Origin of the sequence: Rhodococcus sp. IEGM 1330, from assembly GCF_033142445.1 — a bacterium.
Taxonomy (GTDB): Bacteria; Actinomycetota; Actinomycetes; order Mycobacteriales; family Mycobacteriaceae; genus Rhodococcoides.
The window spans coordinates 230,193-244,855 of record NZ_JAWLSB010000003.1 but is presented as its reverse complement, the minus strand read 5'-3'; the positions used below and the strand labels follow the sequence as shown (position 1 = coordinate 244,855).

Below are 14,663 nucleotides of genomic sequence, written 5' to 3'. Positions count from 1 at the left end.
ATCGACTCAGTCCTTCTTCGAGGCGCAGAAGTTCGTAGAGCAAGAGAGTGAGTGACGCGATGGCCAAGCAGGTGTTGGTGCTCAACGGTCCGAATCTGAACATGCTCGGAACCAGGCAGCCCGAGGTGTACGGCCACGCCACCCTCGCCGACGTCGTCACCCTGTGCGAGAAGACCGCCGCCGAGCACGGACTCACCGTCAAGGCCGAGCAGTCCAACCACGAGGGACAGATCATCGACTGGATTCACCAGGCCCGCGGGGTGGCGTCGGGCATCGTCATCAACCCGGGCGGGTTGACGCATACGTCCGTGGCGCTGCGCGACGCACTCGTCATCCCGGAGGTGCCGATCATCGAGGTGCACATTTCCAACGTGCACGCCCGCGAGGAGTTTCGGCACCACTCCTTCGTCTCCCCCATCGCGAGCGGCGTCATCGCCGGACTCGGGATCGACGGATACCGATTCGCCATCCAGCGCCTCGCTGCCCTCATCTGACACAGCTCTCGTCTGACACTGCTCTTATCTGACACAGCTCTCAACTCACACAGCTCTCATCCGACGCTCAGGATCGACTGCCTAAACTGGTCGCCGTGAACACGAGCAAGAACGTCTCCAAAGACATCAAGGCCATGCAGAACGGCGACAAGAATCGCCGGACTCTCGTTCAGGTCGTCGTCGCAGTCGTTCTGATCGCGCTCGTGGCGGCGATTGCCCTCTTCATCGTCAACAAGGATTCGACGTCGGGCGATGCATCTCCCGCCGCAGGCTCCGGCGCATCGACCGGGGCCCAGCTCACCCCCACGTCATTGACGGACGACGGTGCCATCCGCTTCGGCAACCCCGACGCCACCACCGTCATCAGCGTCGTCGAGGACTTCCAGTGCCCGGCGTGCAAGAACTTCGAGTCCATCAGCGGATCGACGTTGCAGCAGCTGGCCGACGCAGGCAATGTCGCCGTCGACTACCGCCCCATCTCCATTCTGGACCGGTTCTCGAACGGGACCATGTACTCGACCCGCGCGGCCGGTGCCTCGATCTGCGTCGCCGAGAACGATCGCGACAACTGGATGAACTGGCACACCGCCATGTTCGAGCAGCAGCCGGCCGAGGGCGGTACCGGACTGACCGACGACGAGCTCGTCGCCATCGCCGCCTCCGCAGGTGCCGACTCCCCCGCCATCGCGTCGTGCATCACCGACGGCAGCTACACCGATTGGGTCACCACCCAGACACAGTCGGTCCTCGGCGAAGGCATCAACGGAACACCGAACGTGCGCGTCAACGGCACCGACATCGCCAACCCGACGCCCGAGAACATCCTCGCCGCCGCCTCAGCCGGTAACTGAGCAGCCGGTAGCTGACCATGCGGACCCGAGCAGGCGCTGGCGCCTTCACCGTTCTCAGCGCTCTCGGGTTGCTGGCTGCGCTGACGCTGACGATCGAGAGATTCAAACTGCTCGAGGACGCGTCCTACGTCCCGTCGTGCAGCCTGAATCCGGTGCTGTCGTGCGGGTCGGTGATGGTGACGAAACAGGCTGCGCTGTTCGGCTTTCCGAACCCCATCCTCGGCATCGTCGCGTTCTCCATCGCTCTCGTCGCCGGGGTGCTCTGGCTCGGCCGCGTGGAACTACCGCACTGGTTCTGGCTCGGACTGAGCGCGGGCCTGCTGCTCGGCGAAGTCTTCGTGCACTGGCTGATCTTCGAGAGCCTGTACGAGATCAATGCCCTGTGCCCCTACTGCATGGTGGTGTGGGCAGTGACGATGCCGTTGTTCGTACTGGCTCTGAGCCGATTGGTCGACTGTGGCACGAACAACGGCGGCACCGTCGGCCGTCTCTTCCTCGAATGGCGCTGGACGCTGCTCGCGGTGTGGTACGCAATCGTCGTCGCGCTCATCGGAATCCGTTTCTCGGACTACTGGGCATCCTTGTTCTGAAAATACTGCTCTGACAACCCTGGCACTCCTTTTGCGAATCTCATGAGTCGGACGTCTGCACCGTGCATGATGGGTGCAGCACCCGAGTGAGCCTGATCACAGCTACTGGCTCGGGGAAGATCGTTCGAGTAGCAGGAGTCGATACATGGCAGGCGATCCATTCGCAGTCATCGTTGCCGTCATCGTGTCCGCCGCCGGTGTTGTCGCCGGAACCGACGCCCCGGCTCCGATTCCCGATCAGGCGGTGCAGGATCAGGCGGCAGAAATTGCCGCCACCGCCGAGGATCAGGCGAAGACAATGAGCGATCAGTGGACCGAACTCCTGGGCACTCTGCCCGAACCGGCGGCCGACATCGCCGACCGCACCCTCTCCGACGCCGCCGAAGGCTTGCACACCGCCGCCGAACCGATGCTCCCCGATCTGCCGACGGTGGAAGACATCGACGCAGTCGACACAGAGGCAGCCGACACAGAGGCAGCCGACGCAGGGGCAGCCGGGGTTTCTGTTGTACCGACCGACCCGGCGGCTGCTGCGGCCGCCCTGCCCGCCGCACTGTCGACCATGTCCACTGCCGGTTCCCCCTCTGCGCCACTGCCGTTCAGTGTGTTCTCGTCGAATGCGGTGTCCACCACTGCGGCCGCACTCGGTGCCGGTGCCGTTCAATTCGCCGGCCGTACGTACACCGCTGCCGATATCGCCACCCAGACCGCGTTCATGGCGTCGGCCGAGGCCATTCGGCGCGCGTTGTTCCCCGGTCAACCCGCCACGTTCACCGGCATCAATGTGGGCCCGATCGGTTTGGGCGCGGTAGGAGCCATCACCGCATTCGTGCCGTGGTTGCAGAAGGCAGGCAACATCTGCGGCGGCGTCAAGGCGACGACCATCGCAGCACTGTATGCCGCCGAGAACGGCTTTCGGCACGGCCCCACAGCTCCGGTCTCGAGCACCGGCGCGCAAGGGCCGGGGCAGTTCATGCCCGGCACATGGGCGACGTACGGCAAGGACTACGACGGCAACGGCGTCACCGACGTCAACAGCATCGGTGATTCGGTGATGGCGTCGGGCACACTGCTGTGCGATATCTACGGACAGGTCGACGGTTGGAAGCGGGAAGGCAAGGTGTCCGGTGACACCCTGGATCTGACCCTGGCCGGATACAACGCAGGCGCGGGAGCGGTACTGCGATCGGGCGGAATGCCTGCGGGCACATTCGATTACGAGACGCAGACCAAGCCGTACGTGTCTCGGATCCGAGCTACCGAAGCGCAGTTCGCCGCCATCCTCACCCCGTTCGCCGGACTCGACCTCACCGGAATCGGCGGCCGATCGGTGCAGTTGGCGATGGACTACCTGGGACTGCCGTACGTATGGGGCGGCGGAAACATCAACGGACCGTCCGGCGGCGGATTCGACTGCTCGGGCCTGACGTCGTACGCCCTCTTCAAGGCCTCGGGTGGAAAGGTGACCCTGCCCCGAACCTCGGAAACTCAGTGGAACGTGGGCACCGAGATCCCGATGGAGCTCGCGCAACCAGGCGATCTGCTGTTCGGAAACTTCGGACCGGCCGGGCCGGGTCACGTGTCGATCTACATGGGCAACGGGCAGATGGTGCATGCACCCCAACGCGGCGACGTCGTTCGAGTAGCACCGGTGTTCGACGGTATGCGCGCCCGTCACATCGTCTAGCGGTGCACATTCGGCGTGTCCGCGTACAGTGCGGTCGTGACCAATGCACGCGTGGAACCGGCCGGCTTCGACGACGAACTGGCACCGGAGCCGCCGCCGGGTGAGGGCTTCGAGAACAACTGGCCGGTGCGGACGGGCGACATCGATCCGAACAACCGACTGCGGTTCGACGGCGTTGCCCGCTACCTGCAGGACATCGGTACCGACAACCTCGACGCCACGCCGCTGGGCAAGACCGATCCGATGTGGATCGTGCGGCGCACCGTCATCGACGTCTTCGAGCCGATCCACTTTCCGGACCGAGTGCACATGCGGCGTTGGTGTTCGTCGATGTCGACGCGGTGGTCGAACATGCGCGTGGCACTGACGACCCCGAAGGGTGGTCGCATCGAAACCGAGGGCTTCTGGATCAACATCAGCAAGGACACCGGAATGCCGACCCGCATCAGCGACGGCGCACTGGAAATGCTGGCCCGAACCACCGATCAACACCGGTTGCGATGGAAGGCATGGCTGACCGAGCCGGTGCCGGCCGAATCGCACGCGGACGTGCAGTTCCCTTTGCGCGCAACCGATATCGACCCCTTCAACCACCTCAACAATGCGGCCTACTGGCATGCGATCGAGGAGTTGTTGGTCGACGTACCCGCGCTGGCCGCGTCGCCGCACCGCGCCGTGATCGAGTACCTGAGCCCGGTGCTGGCAGGCGAACGCGTGGCTCTGCGCCACCGCTACGACGGCGGGGCGTTGACCGTCTGGTTCGTCGTCACCGGAGCATCGGGCGAGCCGACGGTCCGCACCGTGGCCAAGGTTGCACCCAAGGCTTGACGGTCGAGCTTCCCGCGTGGTGTGCGGGGCAGAGAATCCACGACGGCGATCACCACCGGCAGGCTCGGACCCGGCAGCACGGTGCGTAGGTGGCGGCGGATCCGCGCCACCGATATCGGATCGGTCTGCGCAACAACAACTCCGGCCGCGGGCTCCTCACCGGTTCGATCGTGGGGCAACCCGACCACCCCGGCCTCGAGCACACCGGGAACTGCGAGCAGGGCCGCCTCGATCGGAGTCAGCTCCACGGTGAGACCGGCCCGGACGATCGTCTCGCTGCCGCGGCCGTACAAGGTCAGTCGCCCCTCTTCGACACTGCCGCGATCGCCGACCGTCATCCACCCGTCGCCGTCCGGCCCTCCGGTCAGAAATTCGCTCTCGCCCGCGCGGCCGAGATAGCCGTCGAACAGCATGTCGCTGCGGACGTGGAGCAGCTCGTCCCTGATCTCGACCTCGACCCCGTCGAACAGCTGTCCACTGACCTCTGTGCCATTGCATTCGCTTCGGTCGTAGGAGACGAAACTGAGCTCGGACGCCCCGTAGAAGTGCGTCAGCACTGCATTCGGCAGTACCGCTGCCAGCGCGGACCTACCCGACTCCGCCCACCGCGCCGCAGACGAGAGCACCTCACGGACACTCACCGATCGCACTCCCGAGCGAACGATGTCCCAGGCAATGGTCGGGACCGAATACAGATGGGTCGCAGCATCTTCGAGAGCTGCGGTCGGCTCCCGCAGGTCGACCGTCGCCCCGCGGGTGAGCCCATGCACTGCGCCGTAGAGAAAGTGCGTGTGATCGAGAGTGCCGGGTGCGGACACCCGATCGCCGGGACCGAGATCGAACAGTGCATCGGAGCGGTCGAGCGTCGCTGCCCACGACGCTTGATTGCGCACGAACAACTTGGGCGGGCCGGTGGTTCCGGAGGTGACGCCCACGAGCAACTCGGAGTTCGGTGTGGGTGTGTGGATGGCGGCGAGCGGGTCGGCAGCCATGTCCTCGGGTGCGAACACGTCGACTGCGCCCCAACCATGCAACCTCGCATGCTGACGCGGATGCGCGGCAATCAGCGAGGGCTTGCACACCGCCATGACATCGGCGAATTCCTGGGCCAACAAATGTCGATGCAGCAGAACGACACTCACCCCGGCATGCATCGCCGCGACGACGACCACCAATGACCCGATATCCGACGTCGGCAGTACCGCGATGCGACGCTTCCCTGCCACTGCGGTCGCCGCGCATGTCACCCGATCCCAGAATTCCCGGTAGGTGATCTCCCCGGTCGCGTCGACGACGGCTGCCTCGGGACGGTCGGAATGCCGCGCTATGCGGGCGGCAAGAAGCTCACTCGTCATCATCCACACCGTCATCGTCAACACCGTCGTCATCCACACCGCGCGCGACGAGGGCATCACCCATCGCGTCGGCGGTCCGGAGAGCACGCACCAGGACCGGCGTTGCCAGTGCCGTCATCGACCACTGCAGTCCGCGTGCTTTACGGGCCTGCGACACCTCCTGCACGATGGACGCGAGCAGCGGGATGCATCGAATGGCCAAGGCCAAGAGCAATCCGATGCGATCCGGGTCGACGCCCAAGCGTCGGATGGGACCGAGTGCCCGAGTGACGGTATCGAGCATGTCGGTCACCCGGGTGGTGAGGGTGACGAGAGCCGCCAGAGCAACGGAGATCACCAGCACCCCACACACCACAACGGCGCGCTGCCAGGTAGTGATGATCACCTGGAATACGCCGATGATCAGCAGCATCCACAGCACCGGACGTAGTTGCGCCAGTGCAACTTTCGCCGGAATGCGGGCCACCGCGAACAATGCCGCGACCAGCAGCGCCACCACACCCACTTCGAGCGGAGTGCGCGCGAAGATCACCGTCGCCAGGATCGCGAAGATGAGCGCCAGCAGCTTCGTTCCCGGACTCATCCGGTGCAGCAGCGAGGTGCCGGGCCGGTAGAGACCGATCATCCGATCAGCTCCCGATAGGCCGGGACGGCGGCAGCGGGGGTGCCGTCGAACGCGATGCGGCCGTCGTCGATGACGATGACGCGCTCGAAGCTGTCCAGCAGTGCCAGTTGGTGGGTCACGACGATGACTTGCTGGTCCATGGAATCCAGAGCCTGCGCGACGACGCGTCCGTTGCGCAGATCGAGCAGCGTCGTCGGTTCGTCCGCAACGACCACCTCCGGTCGTCGGATGAGGACGGCACCGATCGCCAGCAGTTGTTTCTGTCCACCCGAGAGCAGGTGCGCCGGATGGTCGCGGTGCTGATCGAGACGGAAGCGGACGAGAATCTCCTCGACCCGCTCGGCCACCTCGGTCTTGCTCAAACCGGACCTGCGGAGCGAGAACGCGAGATCCTCTGCGACAGTAGGCATCACGATCTGCGAATCGGGATCGGTGAACACGAAGCCGACCTTCTTGCGAACCTGCGCGCCCTTCTTCGCGGCGTCGACGCCGTCGACCGTGACGCGGCCGGTATCGGGCTTGATCAGACCGTTGATCATCCGCGCGAGCGTCGACTTGCCCGAACCGTTGGAGCCGATGATGCCGATTCGTCGCTCGTCGAACTCGAGGTCGATACTGTGCAGCACCTGACGTTCCCCGAACGAGTGCGAAATGTTCTCGAACTTGACTGTGCTCATGTAATCCCGCTCATGTTGCTCGCTCCACCAGCATCGCTACTCCTTGCCCGCCGCCGATGGCGCAGGCCGCGAGGCCCAGTGCCGGGCCCCCGGGTTGCAGCATTCGAGAGGCCAACCGTACCAGGAGAATTGCGCCCGATGCTCCCCACGGGTGCCCCATCGCGATAGCTCCACCCTCCGGACAGATGCGGTCTTCGTCGAGACCCAATTCATCCGAGACCGCGAGCACGACCGACGCGAACGCCTCGGTGATTTCGACGGTGTCGATGTCGGCGAGGCTCACCCCGGTGCGGGCGAGCAGCTTCTCGATCGCCGGCACCGGACCAAGCCCGGGAAGAGCCGGGTCGGACCCTGCGACCGCACTGCCGAGGATGCGCAACGCCGGCATCCCGGCTGCCCGCTCGGCCGTGGTAACGGCCAGAACCGCTGCGCCGTCGGATATTCCGCACGAGTTGCCCGCGGTGACGGTGCCGTCGGAGGTGAAGGTGGGTCGCAGTCTGCCGAGTCGCTGGGCGGTCATGTTGGGCCGGATGCGCTCATCGGTTGCGACATCGTTCACAGTGACGATCTCGGCCGAGAAATCGTAGGCCGCCGCGCGCGCGAACGACCGTGCAGCGTAGGCATCTTGGCGTTCGCGCCCGATACCGCAGATTCGCGCGAGGTCGTCCGCTGCCACACCCATGTCCGGGTCCTCGAAGCCGTGCGGAGCGAACGGCGCTCGGGTGTAGCGGACGGGCTCTTCGCCGTCGACCGGCGGCCAGAATCGCCACGGGCTGGTGCTGGCAGACTCGACGCCGCCGGCCAGTATCAGCGTCTCGTCACCGCTGCGGATGCGCGACGCGGCCTGCGCCACGGCGTCGAGCCCGGATCCGCACTGCCGATCGACGGTGACTCCGGGAACGCCGACACCGAGGCCCGCGAGCAGCGACGAGACCCGCGCGACGTCACCGCCGGGACCGAGACAGTTGCCGAGGATCACGTCGTCGATCGGGATGTCCAGTGAGCTGAGTTCTGCTGCAACAGCTTTCAGCACCGGTGCGGCAAGATTCGGGGCGGTGACATCGGCAAAGCCATGCCCGGCGATACCGATTGCCGTGCGTTTCGCGGCGACAATGACGGGGGTGATCACAGGAGCGACGTTCACTGCAGGGCCCTCCGCGCGATCTTGCCGTTGGAGGTACGGGGCAACTGCTGAACCACGGTCCATCGTCGCGGCAGCGCTTCCTTCGTCATGACCGCGCGAGCGTCGGCTCGGATGATGTCGAGGTCGCGGCTCCCGTCGAGTTCGATGACGGCAGAGACTGTTTCGCCGAGGATCGTGTGCGGGGTTCCGATCACCGCTGCTGCTCGGACGCCGTCGAGTGCGGTCAGGATGTTCTCCACGTCCTCGGCGATCACGGTGGTTCCGCCCACGTTGATCGCTGCATCCCCGCGGCCGTGGACGAGGAGTTCGGCGCCGTTCAGTTCGGCCAGATCACCGATGCCGAACCAACCGCGCGCACCGAGTGCAGCGTACGGCGACCGAACGAACAGGTACCCGCCCTCGGTGCGTGCGTCGACGTCCCGGAGCAGTCTCAGTGACGAGTGTTCGCCCACGACCTTCGCCGCCACCAGCGACAGCTCTGCCGAGCCGTAGTATTCGACCAGCCTGATCTCCTGCGCCGAGATCGTCTGCGCGGCAGCGTCATCGAGACCGGCTCCGGCAGCGACGGCAACCCGCACATGAGGCATCCGGCCGACGACATCACGGAGTACCGCAGGCACCGCGTGGACAGCAGTGGCCTGCGCAGGATCGTCGGTGACGCATGCCCCCAGCCACAGTGCGTGCACCGCCGCGAACAGGTTCATCGTGGCGTGCAGCGGTCCGGTGATCAGCACGGTGTCGGTCGGTCGGATACCGGAGATGTCGGTGAACTCGGGGAAGCTGTCGACCCACGACGCGGCGGTGCGAGCGAGCGGTTTCGGGCGGCCGGTGGAGCCCGAGGTCGCCACCAGTAGGAACGCGTCGGGATCGGTGTGCATAGGACGCTCGGGACGGGCAGCCGGGTCCTCCACTCGGACCGCGCTGCCCTGGCGCGCTGCGGCGAACACGCACATCAAGGCCTCGGGCAGATCGAGCGCTGATGCGTCGTGCACCGGGAGGTGAGGCCACTGCTCGACGGCTGCGTCGAGTTCGGCGTAGGTGAGTGTGCGACCCGCCCGGGCGATGGCGATGGCGGTGTCGTTGGCGGTGCTGTTGTCGCGACCTCGACCTCCCAGCGTGAGAGTCACGCCTTGATCAGGCCCGGGTACGCGCGGTGGACACTCTTGGCGACGACGGTGGCGACGACGACCTTCGCGATGTCGCCGGGCAGGTACAGCCCGTTGGAGGTAATCGCGGCCAAAACTCCGACGTCGGTACGCAGGACCAGTCCGACGGTGCCGAAAACATAGATGACGAGGATGCCGCCGATCGCATTGATCAGCAGGCCGAGCGCAATCGAGTACTTCGGCAGGATGCGCGCAGTGAGTAGGCCGATCAGGAACGCTGCTGCGATCCAGCCGATCAGGTAGCCGACGGTGGGGCCTGCCATGGCCTGAAGACCGGTACGCCCGCCCGCCAGCAGCGGCAGACCGATCATCGTCAGCGCGAGAAACACCAGGACCGCGGCCGTGCCTTTGCGGGCACCGAGGATCGCGCCGCACAGGATGATGCCGAGGGTCTGCAGGGTGATGGGGACGCCCGAGAACCCGACCGTGATCGATCCCGGCAGGCCGAGCGCGGCGATGAGTGCTGCGAACACTGCAATCTGCGCCATGTCGCGGGCGGAGACGTTCATTCGCCCGACCTTACGGCTCGGCTGGCGAGTACTGCTGTCGACATCTGACACGGGTGACTCCTCGAGGAGTGGGGCGGCGAACTGCCCCAGAGACTTGAACGGCGTTCAAGGTAGCAGGCCAGCGGCCTGTGCCACACCGGCACGGGTGTTTGTTCAGAAGGGCGGAGGGTCGTATCGGGTGCGGTCGTATCGAACGCGTGCATGGACGACGCGACCGTGTTCGAGGTAGGCCCGCCGCTTCTCCGCCAACTTCTTTCGGTCGATATCCGTTGTCGCAGAGCGACAGTAGTCGATCGTCGGCGGTGCACACCCGCCGTATTCGAGCTCCCAGCGGGTGGGTTCGAGCAGGCTCGCTCCCGGCCTGGACGAGCCCCTTCGGCGTCGGCGGGATGCGCGGGGAGTCGCGATCGACAACTCCGGCACCGCGACTCTGCGCAGACCGAGGGAGTTCGACCACAGAATCGCGCCGCCAGCGAGCATCACCGCCGACCACGCCTTCGAGGTCTTCGCCTGATGATGGAACACGCACACCGGCTGAAGATTGGTCACGATCGTCCAGCCGCCCCGCTCGGGATCGTCGTGATCGAACGGAACCAGATGATCGATCTGACACCGGGCCGACGGCACGTCGCAATTCGGGAACGTACACGTGCGATACGCAGCCCGAACGAACGCGGCGACGCGGGCACCGGGCCGATACGTCACCGCCGACTGCGACGGAGCGGACTCGCCGCCATGACCGTCGGGAAAGATGCCGCGAGCACGCTCGGGCCGTTCGGCAATCCATGCAAGCCACCGTGCGACGAGCCCGTCGCGGACAGACTCCTCCCCCAGCACCGAAACTGCGGGTGGGCGGCAGTGGGCATCTGCGAGGCGCACGGACGGAAGCTCGGCGGCTCCGCGCACCCGACCCATGCCGACAACCCGACGCAACAGCGACAACGAGACCGTCGAGAACGGTACGACCGAACTCGACAGCAAACCCGACCCATCGCCACCGAGGGAGGCGGCACGGCCGGGGTCGGGATCACCGGTCGACTGCCCGCCGCCGGCGTGCGAACGACCGTCGGGGCGTTTCTTGGCCGTGCCGTCGATGCCGCCCGTGGTGCCAGCGCTGCCGCCGCCGTTGGGAGGACCACCATCGTCCGGACCACCGCCATCCGGGCCGTCGCCGTTCGATCCGTCGTCGCCCGAGTTTCTCTGTTCGGGCTTCAGCATCTCGACCAGCTCGGTCAGTAGGGCCTGCCACTTCGCGTCCGTGGCGACGATGCGCGCCACTTCGGGGTCGATGGGCGTGCCGTCGGCCAGGGTCGCGGGCTCCGAGGACAGTCCCAGCAGCGTCTCGACCGCCACCACGATCTGGAGGAGATGCCCGCGCCGAGGAGGAATATCGTCGGCAGCGCCGGCCACCGGGCAGTCGTCGCCGCGATCGCACTGACACGCCAGTGAATGCTCGCCGTGCAGCAACGCCATCAGACCCGCTGCCCGCAGCGTGCCCGTCGATCGTGGGTCACCCTTGCAGACCGTCCCGACGATCTCGACGATGAGCGCATCCACCTCTGCCGCTTCGAGATCGGTGATCTTCGCGATGAGCGACGCGATCCCGCCCGGACCGGTGCGGTGGATCCGCACGCCGACCTCCTCGGACTTCGCGGTCTCGCGGGCAGCTGCGGCACCGACCGGATCGGCCTTCATCCACAGCCGCCAGATCCGGTTCCGCAACGCCTGCGGACGCATTCGGCCGCCCGCGGCACAGACCTCGTACTCGATCTCCGCGATCGCCTCGTCACCGGCGCGATGCAATACCGAGGTGATCGTGACCACCGTCGACCAGTCGAAGCTGCCGGTCACAAAACGCAAGGCAGTCAACGGCATTCGATGCAGACGCTCCGCGACATCGTGCACCACGGACGCATCACGACGCGTTCCGGTCATCGTCACGGCCAGATCGCACAGGGCACCGCGGACGGTCTCACCCGGCTCCCCACCGGAGGCTTCGGCTGCCTCGAGGCGCATCTCGAGCACATCGCAGTACGCGAGCACAGTCGCCGCCCGAGCAAGGTTCTCGTTGACACGGTTCAGCGCGATGACGTCGAGAAACCCCGCAATGCAGTCATCGACCGGCGGCGTCTGCGCCACTCCCCACCCACCGGTATCGAACATGTATTCGATAGTACGAGACGGGTCCGACAAAAAATCCCGACGAACAATTCGAGCCGTATCGGTATAAATACAACAATGGCCGGCTACATGATCCGCGACATCCGCCCGGGCGACGAGGAACAGCTCGGTACAGCGCACGTGGCGATCTGGAAGGCGACGTACGCGGGAATGATGAACAGCGCCAAGCTCGATGCGATACGCCCTCGCGACCGCATCGAACGATGGGAGCAGATCATCGCCCGCCGCGACGAGGAATCGGGCCGCGGTGTGCGGACCCGGTGCGCCGTCGACACCAGAGATTCACGCATCGTCGGGTTCGCCACCGGCGGCCCACCACGCGACGACAATCCGCCGGCGTCGACCGAACTGTGGTCACTGAACGTTGTGCCCGAGCACCACGGCACCGGCGTCGCAACAGAACTCATGACCACCGTGATCGACAAGGAGGCATCCACATACCTGTGGGTGGCAGCGGCCAACGATCGTGCGGTTGCGTTCTACCGCAAGCATCGATTCGAGCTGGACGGCAACGAGAAGTTCGACCCGATCTGGGAGTGCCTCGAAGCCCGAATGGTCAGGGCTTGACGGGCGGTTCTCGTCTGGACTCGTCGGGATCGAGTTTCTCGGGGTTCAGGACCACCTCGGCCACCATCGGACTCGTCTCGACGGTCGCATCGCCGTACCGAACCGCCACCGTGTTCGGCAGAAACGCCTCCAGCGCACGCGGAGTGAGCCACCACAGCAGCGCCGAGAACAGGATCAGAATGTTGACCCACTGCAGAACGGTCGCCGCATTATCTGACGGGATGACGCGATCCAACACCTGGATATTCATCACCAGTGCGTGGATGGCGATCAACACCCACAGCCGCCGGTAGCGGTAGAACACCCAGACCGCCGCGGCACCCCAGCACAGCGCCCACAGAAATCCGCCTCCGCCGAAGTACATGTAGAGAAGGCCTCGCATCGTGGCCGACAACGCCATGATCGCCCAGATGGGGAGCCGGCCCACGAGCAGCAACACCGGTAGCGCCACCAGAATCGGCTCCTCGCGTAGACCCACGGCGAGAGCAGAAACCACTGCGAGCCAATCGGATTCGACCGAGGCCGGAACCGAGAAGCTGAAGCGGACGACGTCCATGCGAGACAACACGAGTAGCGAAGCAGACGCGGCACCGATCGCGGCGCACCAGGTGAGTGCGGCCTCGCGCGCGGTGCCTCTGCGGGTCGGCCACACGGCAGGCAGCCTCCGACGTCGAGCGAAGTACACGGTGGCGATTGCCACGGCACCCACCGCCACCTGCGCCGCGCCGAAAGCGAGATCAGCCAACTGATCCCCCATCGAGAGAGTCGGTGCCGGGGCGTCGGGCTCGCGGAAGCGCCACAGCGCACCCATCAGGCCGACCGAGTAGACGACAACCCACCCGGCCACCAGACCTACCACCATCACGGCGGTACCGGCAGCGGTCAGACCACGCCGAGGCGAGCGAGTAGTGAGCCCCGCGTCGACACCGGTCGTCACCAGGTCACCACCATTCCGCTCGATACAGATCGCCGAACAGCTTGTTTATCACGCCTGGGCCGAGAATTCAGTACCGTCCCGGCGATACGGAACCGGCGGTGCCACTCACGGCCGAGTGTCACGCTCGGATGCATCGCTCGAATTCGTCGTACCGACGATGTCGTCCCGCAGTTCCGCGAGCAGCCCCTTCTTCGGAGTGCCGCGACGCGAGTCCCATACGTCCACCATCGCGAGCACCACCAGAACACAGCCGATCGGGCCGCCCTGGAACCACAACACCTCCAGGTCCCAGAAGAACAACGCCAATACAGCGCCGACGACAATCATGAAGATACTGCGCGCATCTCGTGCTTTCATCGCTTCCCTTTCATCGATTCGGACCACAATCAGGTCAGACCAGGTTCAGTTCGATTGCCGCATCCGCGGCCAGTAGTGCGCCCACCACGAGCAACACCGTTGCCGACACGCCCCCACTCCAGCGATCCACGCGCCGGAGCAGAGTTGGCGTGATCGACGAAACACGTTCCTGTGCAAAAACTCTGGCGACGAGCAGAACGAGAGCGGGTGAGAGCGTCACGAGCACGTACGCCGCGAGCAGCAGCGACGAGACCCCCCATCCCAGTCCGGCATCACCTACCTCGTCGATCGCTGCCGAGTAGGGCAGCATCGTCGCCACCTCCACCGCGCCCACAGCGACAGCGAGCAGGAGCACCCCGCGAACGCCGCCCGCGGGGCGCGTCCACCACGCACTGCTCGGGACTCGCCGCCGACGGTCGCAGACCAGGCCCATGACCAGAACCGCAAGACCCACCGCCAACCGAATCCACGCGTCGCCAGGAATCGCCACGCTCAGGCCATCGGCGGCCGCCCACACGACGATGCCAACCCCGAGGTAGAGCAGTCCCAGCACGCCCAGATGCAGCAGCACGACACGCGCCCGGAACGACGGCCGCAGCATCATCCACAGCGGAACCGCAAGAGTCCCGACGCCGATGCTGTCCACCAGCGCGAGCCCGGTCAGCTGAATTAGCACAGCTGTACCGTAACAGGAT

The 14,663-nt window shown here is 65.7% G+C and carries 16 protein-coding genes; 6 read left to right on the top strand and 10 right to left on the bottom strand.

Annotated features, from left to right (window positions below; translation table 11 throughout):
- Window positions 1–59: 59 nt before the first annotated feature.
- The 5 genes from aroQ to R4P57_RS09310 all read left to right on the top strand — a co-directional run bounded on the left by aroQ (window position 60) and on the right by R4P57_RS09310 (window position 4,450).
- Window positions 60–494, top strand: a complete 435-nt coding sequence (aroQ, locus tag R4P57_RS09330; protein ID WP_317802798.1) for a type II 3-dehydroquinate dehydratase — start codon at window positions 60–62, stop codon at window positions 492–494.
- 95 nt (window positions 495–589) lie between these two features.
- Window positions 590–1,345, top strand: a complete 756-nt coding sequence (locus R4P57_RS09325) for a DsbA family protein (protein ID WP_317802555.1) — start codon at window positions 590–592, stop codon at window positions 1,343–1,345.
- Between the two features lie 17 nt (window positions 1,346–1,362).
- Complete coding sequence (locus tag R4P57_RS09320) at window positions 1,363–1,935, top strand: vitamin K epoxide reductase family protein (protein WP_317802554.1); 573 nt, start codon at window positions 1,363–1,365, stop codon at window positions 1,933–1,935.
- Between the two features lie 145 nt (window positions 1,936–2,080).
- Window positions 2,081–3,622 (top strand): NlpC/P60 family protein, encoded by a 1,542-nt coding sequence (locus R4P57_RS09315; RefSeq protein WP_317802553.1) that lies wholly within the window; start codon window positions 2,081–2,083, stop codon window positions 3,620–3,622.
- A gap of 36 nt (window positions 3,623–3,658) precedes the next feature.
- Window positions 3,659–4,450, top strand: coding sequence for an acyl-[acyl-carrier-protein] thioesterase (locus R4P57_RS09310; protein WP_411742337.1), 792 nt, complete (start codon window positions 3,659–3,661; stop codon window positions 4,448–4,450).
- Here R4P57_RS09310 and R4P57_RS09305 read toward each other — a convergent pair.
- The 7 genes from R4P57_RS09305 to R4P57_RS09275 all read right to left on the bottom strand — a co-directional run bounded on the left by R4P57_RS09305 (window position 4,354) and on the right by R4P57_RS09275 (window position 12,089).
- Entirely contained in the window at window positions 4,354–5,862 is a 1,509-nt protein-coding gene (locus tag R4P57_RS09305; RefSeq protein WP_411742336.1) for an AMP-binding protein, read from the bottom strand. The two genes, R4P57_RS09310 and R4P57_RS09305, sit on opposite strands and share 97 nt — an antisense overlap.
- Window positions 5,795–6,430 carry an energy-coupling factor transporter transmembrane protein EcfT gene (locus R4P57_RS09300; RefSeq protein WP_317802552.1) on the bottom strand — a complete coding sequence of 212 codons (636 nt, stop codon included), beginning with the start codon at window positions 6,428–6,430 and terminating at the stop codon, window positions 5,795–5,797. Before R4P57_RS09300 ends, R4P57_RS09305 begins: the two co-directional genes overlap by 68 nt.
- A complete protein-coding gene (locus R4P57_RS09295) occupies window positions 6,427–7,107 on the bottom strand; it encodes an ABC transporter ATP-binding protein (RefSeq protein WP_317802551.1) in 681 nt (226 codons plus the stop codon). Before R4P57_RS09295 ends, R4P57_RS09300 begins: the two co-directional genes overlap by 4 nt.
- A 10-nt stretch (window positions 7,108–7,117) precedes the next feature.
- Window positions 7,118–8,251: a thiolase family protein gene (locus tag R4P57_RS09290; RefSeq protein WP_317802550.1), complete on the bottom strand. Its 1,134-nt coding sequence runs from the start codon at window positions 8,249–8,251 to the stop codon at window positions 7,118–7,120.
- Complete coding sequence (locus R4P57_RS09285) at window positions 8,248–9,321, bottom strand: AMP-binding protein (protein ID WP_317802795.1); 1,074 nt, start codon at window positions 9,319–9,321, stop codon at window positions 8,248–8,250. Before R4P57_RS09285 ends, R4P57_RS09290 begins: the two co-directional genes overlap by 4 nt.
- A gap of 53 nt (window positions 9,322–9,374) precedes the next feature.
- On the bottom strand, window positions 9,375–9,926 hold the full coding sequence (locus R4P57_RS09280) for a biotin transporter BioY (RefSeq protein WP_317802549.1): 552 nt from the start codon (window positions 9,924–9,926) through the stop codon (window positions 9,375–9,377).
- A gap of 153 nt (window positions 9,927–10,079) precedes the next feature.
- The gene (locus R4P57_RS09275; RefSeq protein WP_317802548.1) at window positions 10,080–12,089 is read right to left on the bottom strand and encodes an HNH endonuclease; all 2,010 of its coding nucleotides are present in this window, start codon (window positions 12,087–12,089) and stop codon (window positions 10,080–10,082) included.
- Window positions 12,090–12,164: 75 nt separating this feature from the next.
- Between R4P57_RS09275 and R4P57_RS09270 the strand changes: the two genes are divergently transcribed.
- A complete protein-coding gene (locus tag R4P57_RS09270; protein WP_317802547.1) occupies window positions 12,165–12,674 on the top strand; it encodes a GNAT family N-acetyltransferase in 510 nt (169 codons plus the stop codon).
- Here R4P57_RS09270 and R4P57_RS09265 read toward each other — a convergent pair.
- From R4P57_RS09265 to R4P57_RS09255, 3 genes are all read right to left on the bottom strand, one after another.
- Entirely contained in the window at window positions 12,664–13,611 is a 948-nt protein-coding gene (locus tag R4P57_RS09265) for a CPBP family intramembrane glutamic endopeptidase (RefSeq protein ID WP_317802546.1), read from the bottom strand. The two genes, R4P57_RS09270 and R4P57_RS09265, sit on opposite strands and share 11 nt — an antisense overlap.
- A gap of 105 nt (window positions 13,612–13,716) precedes the next feature.
- On the bottom strand, window positions 13,717–13,968 hold the full coding sequence (locus R4P57_RS09260; RefSeq protein ID WP_317802545.1) for a hypothetical protein: 252 nt from the start codon (window positions 13,966–13,968) through the stop codon (window positions 13,717–13,719).
- Between the two features lie 34 nt (window positions 13,969–14,002).
- Window positions 14,003–14,644: a GAP family protein gene (locus R4P57_RS09255; protein ID WP_317802544.1), complete on the bottom strand. Its 642-nt coding sequence runs from the start codon at window positions 14,642–14,644 to the stop codon at window positions 14,003–14,005.
- Between the last annotated feature and the right edge of the window lie 19 nt (window positions 14,645–14,663).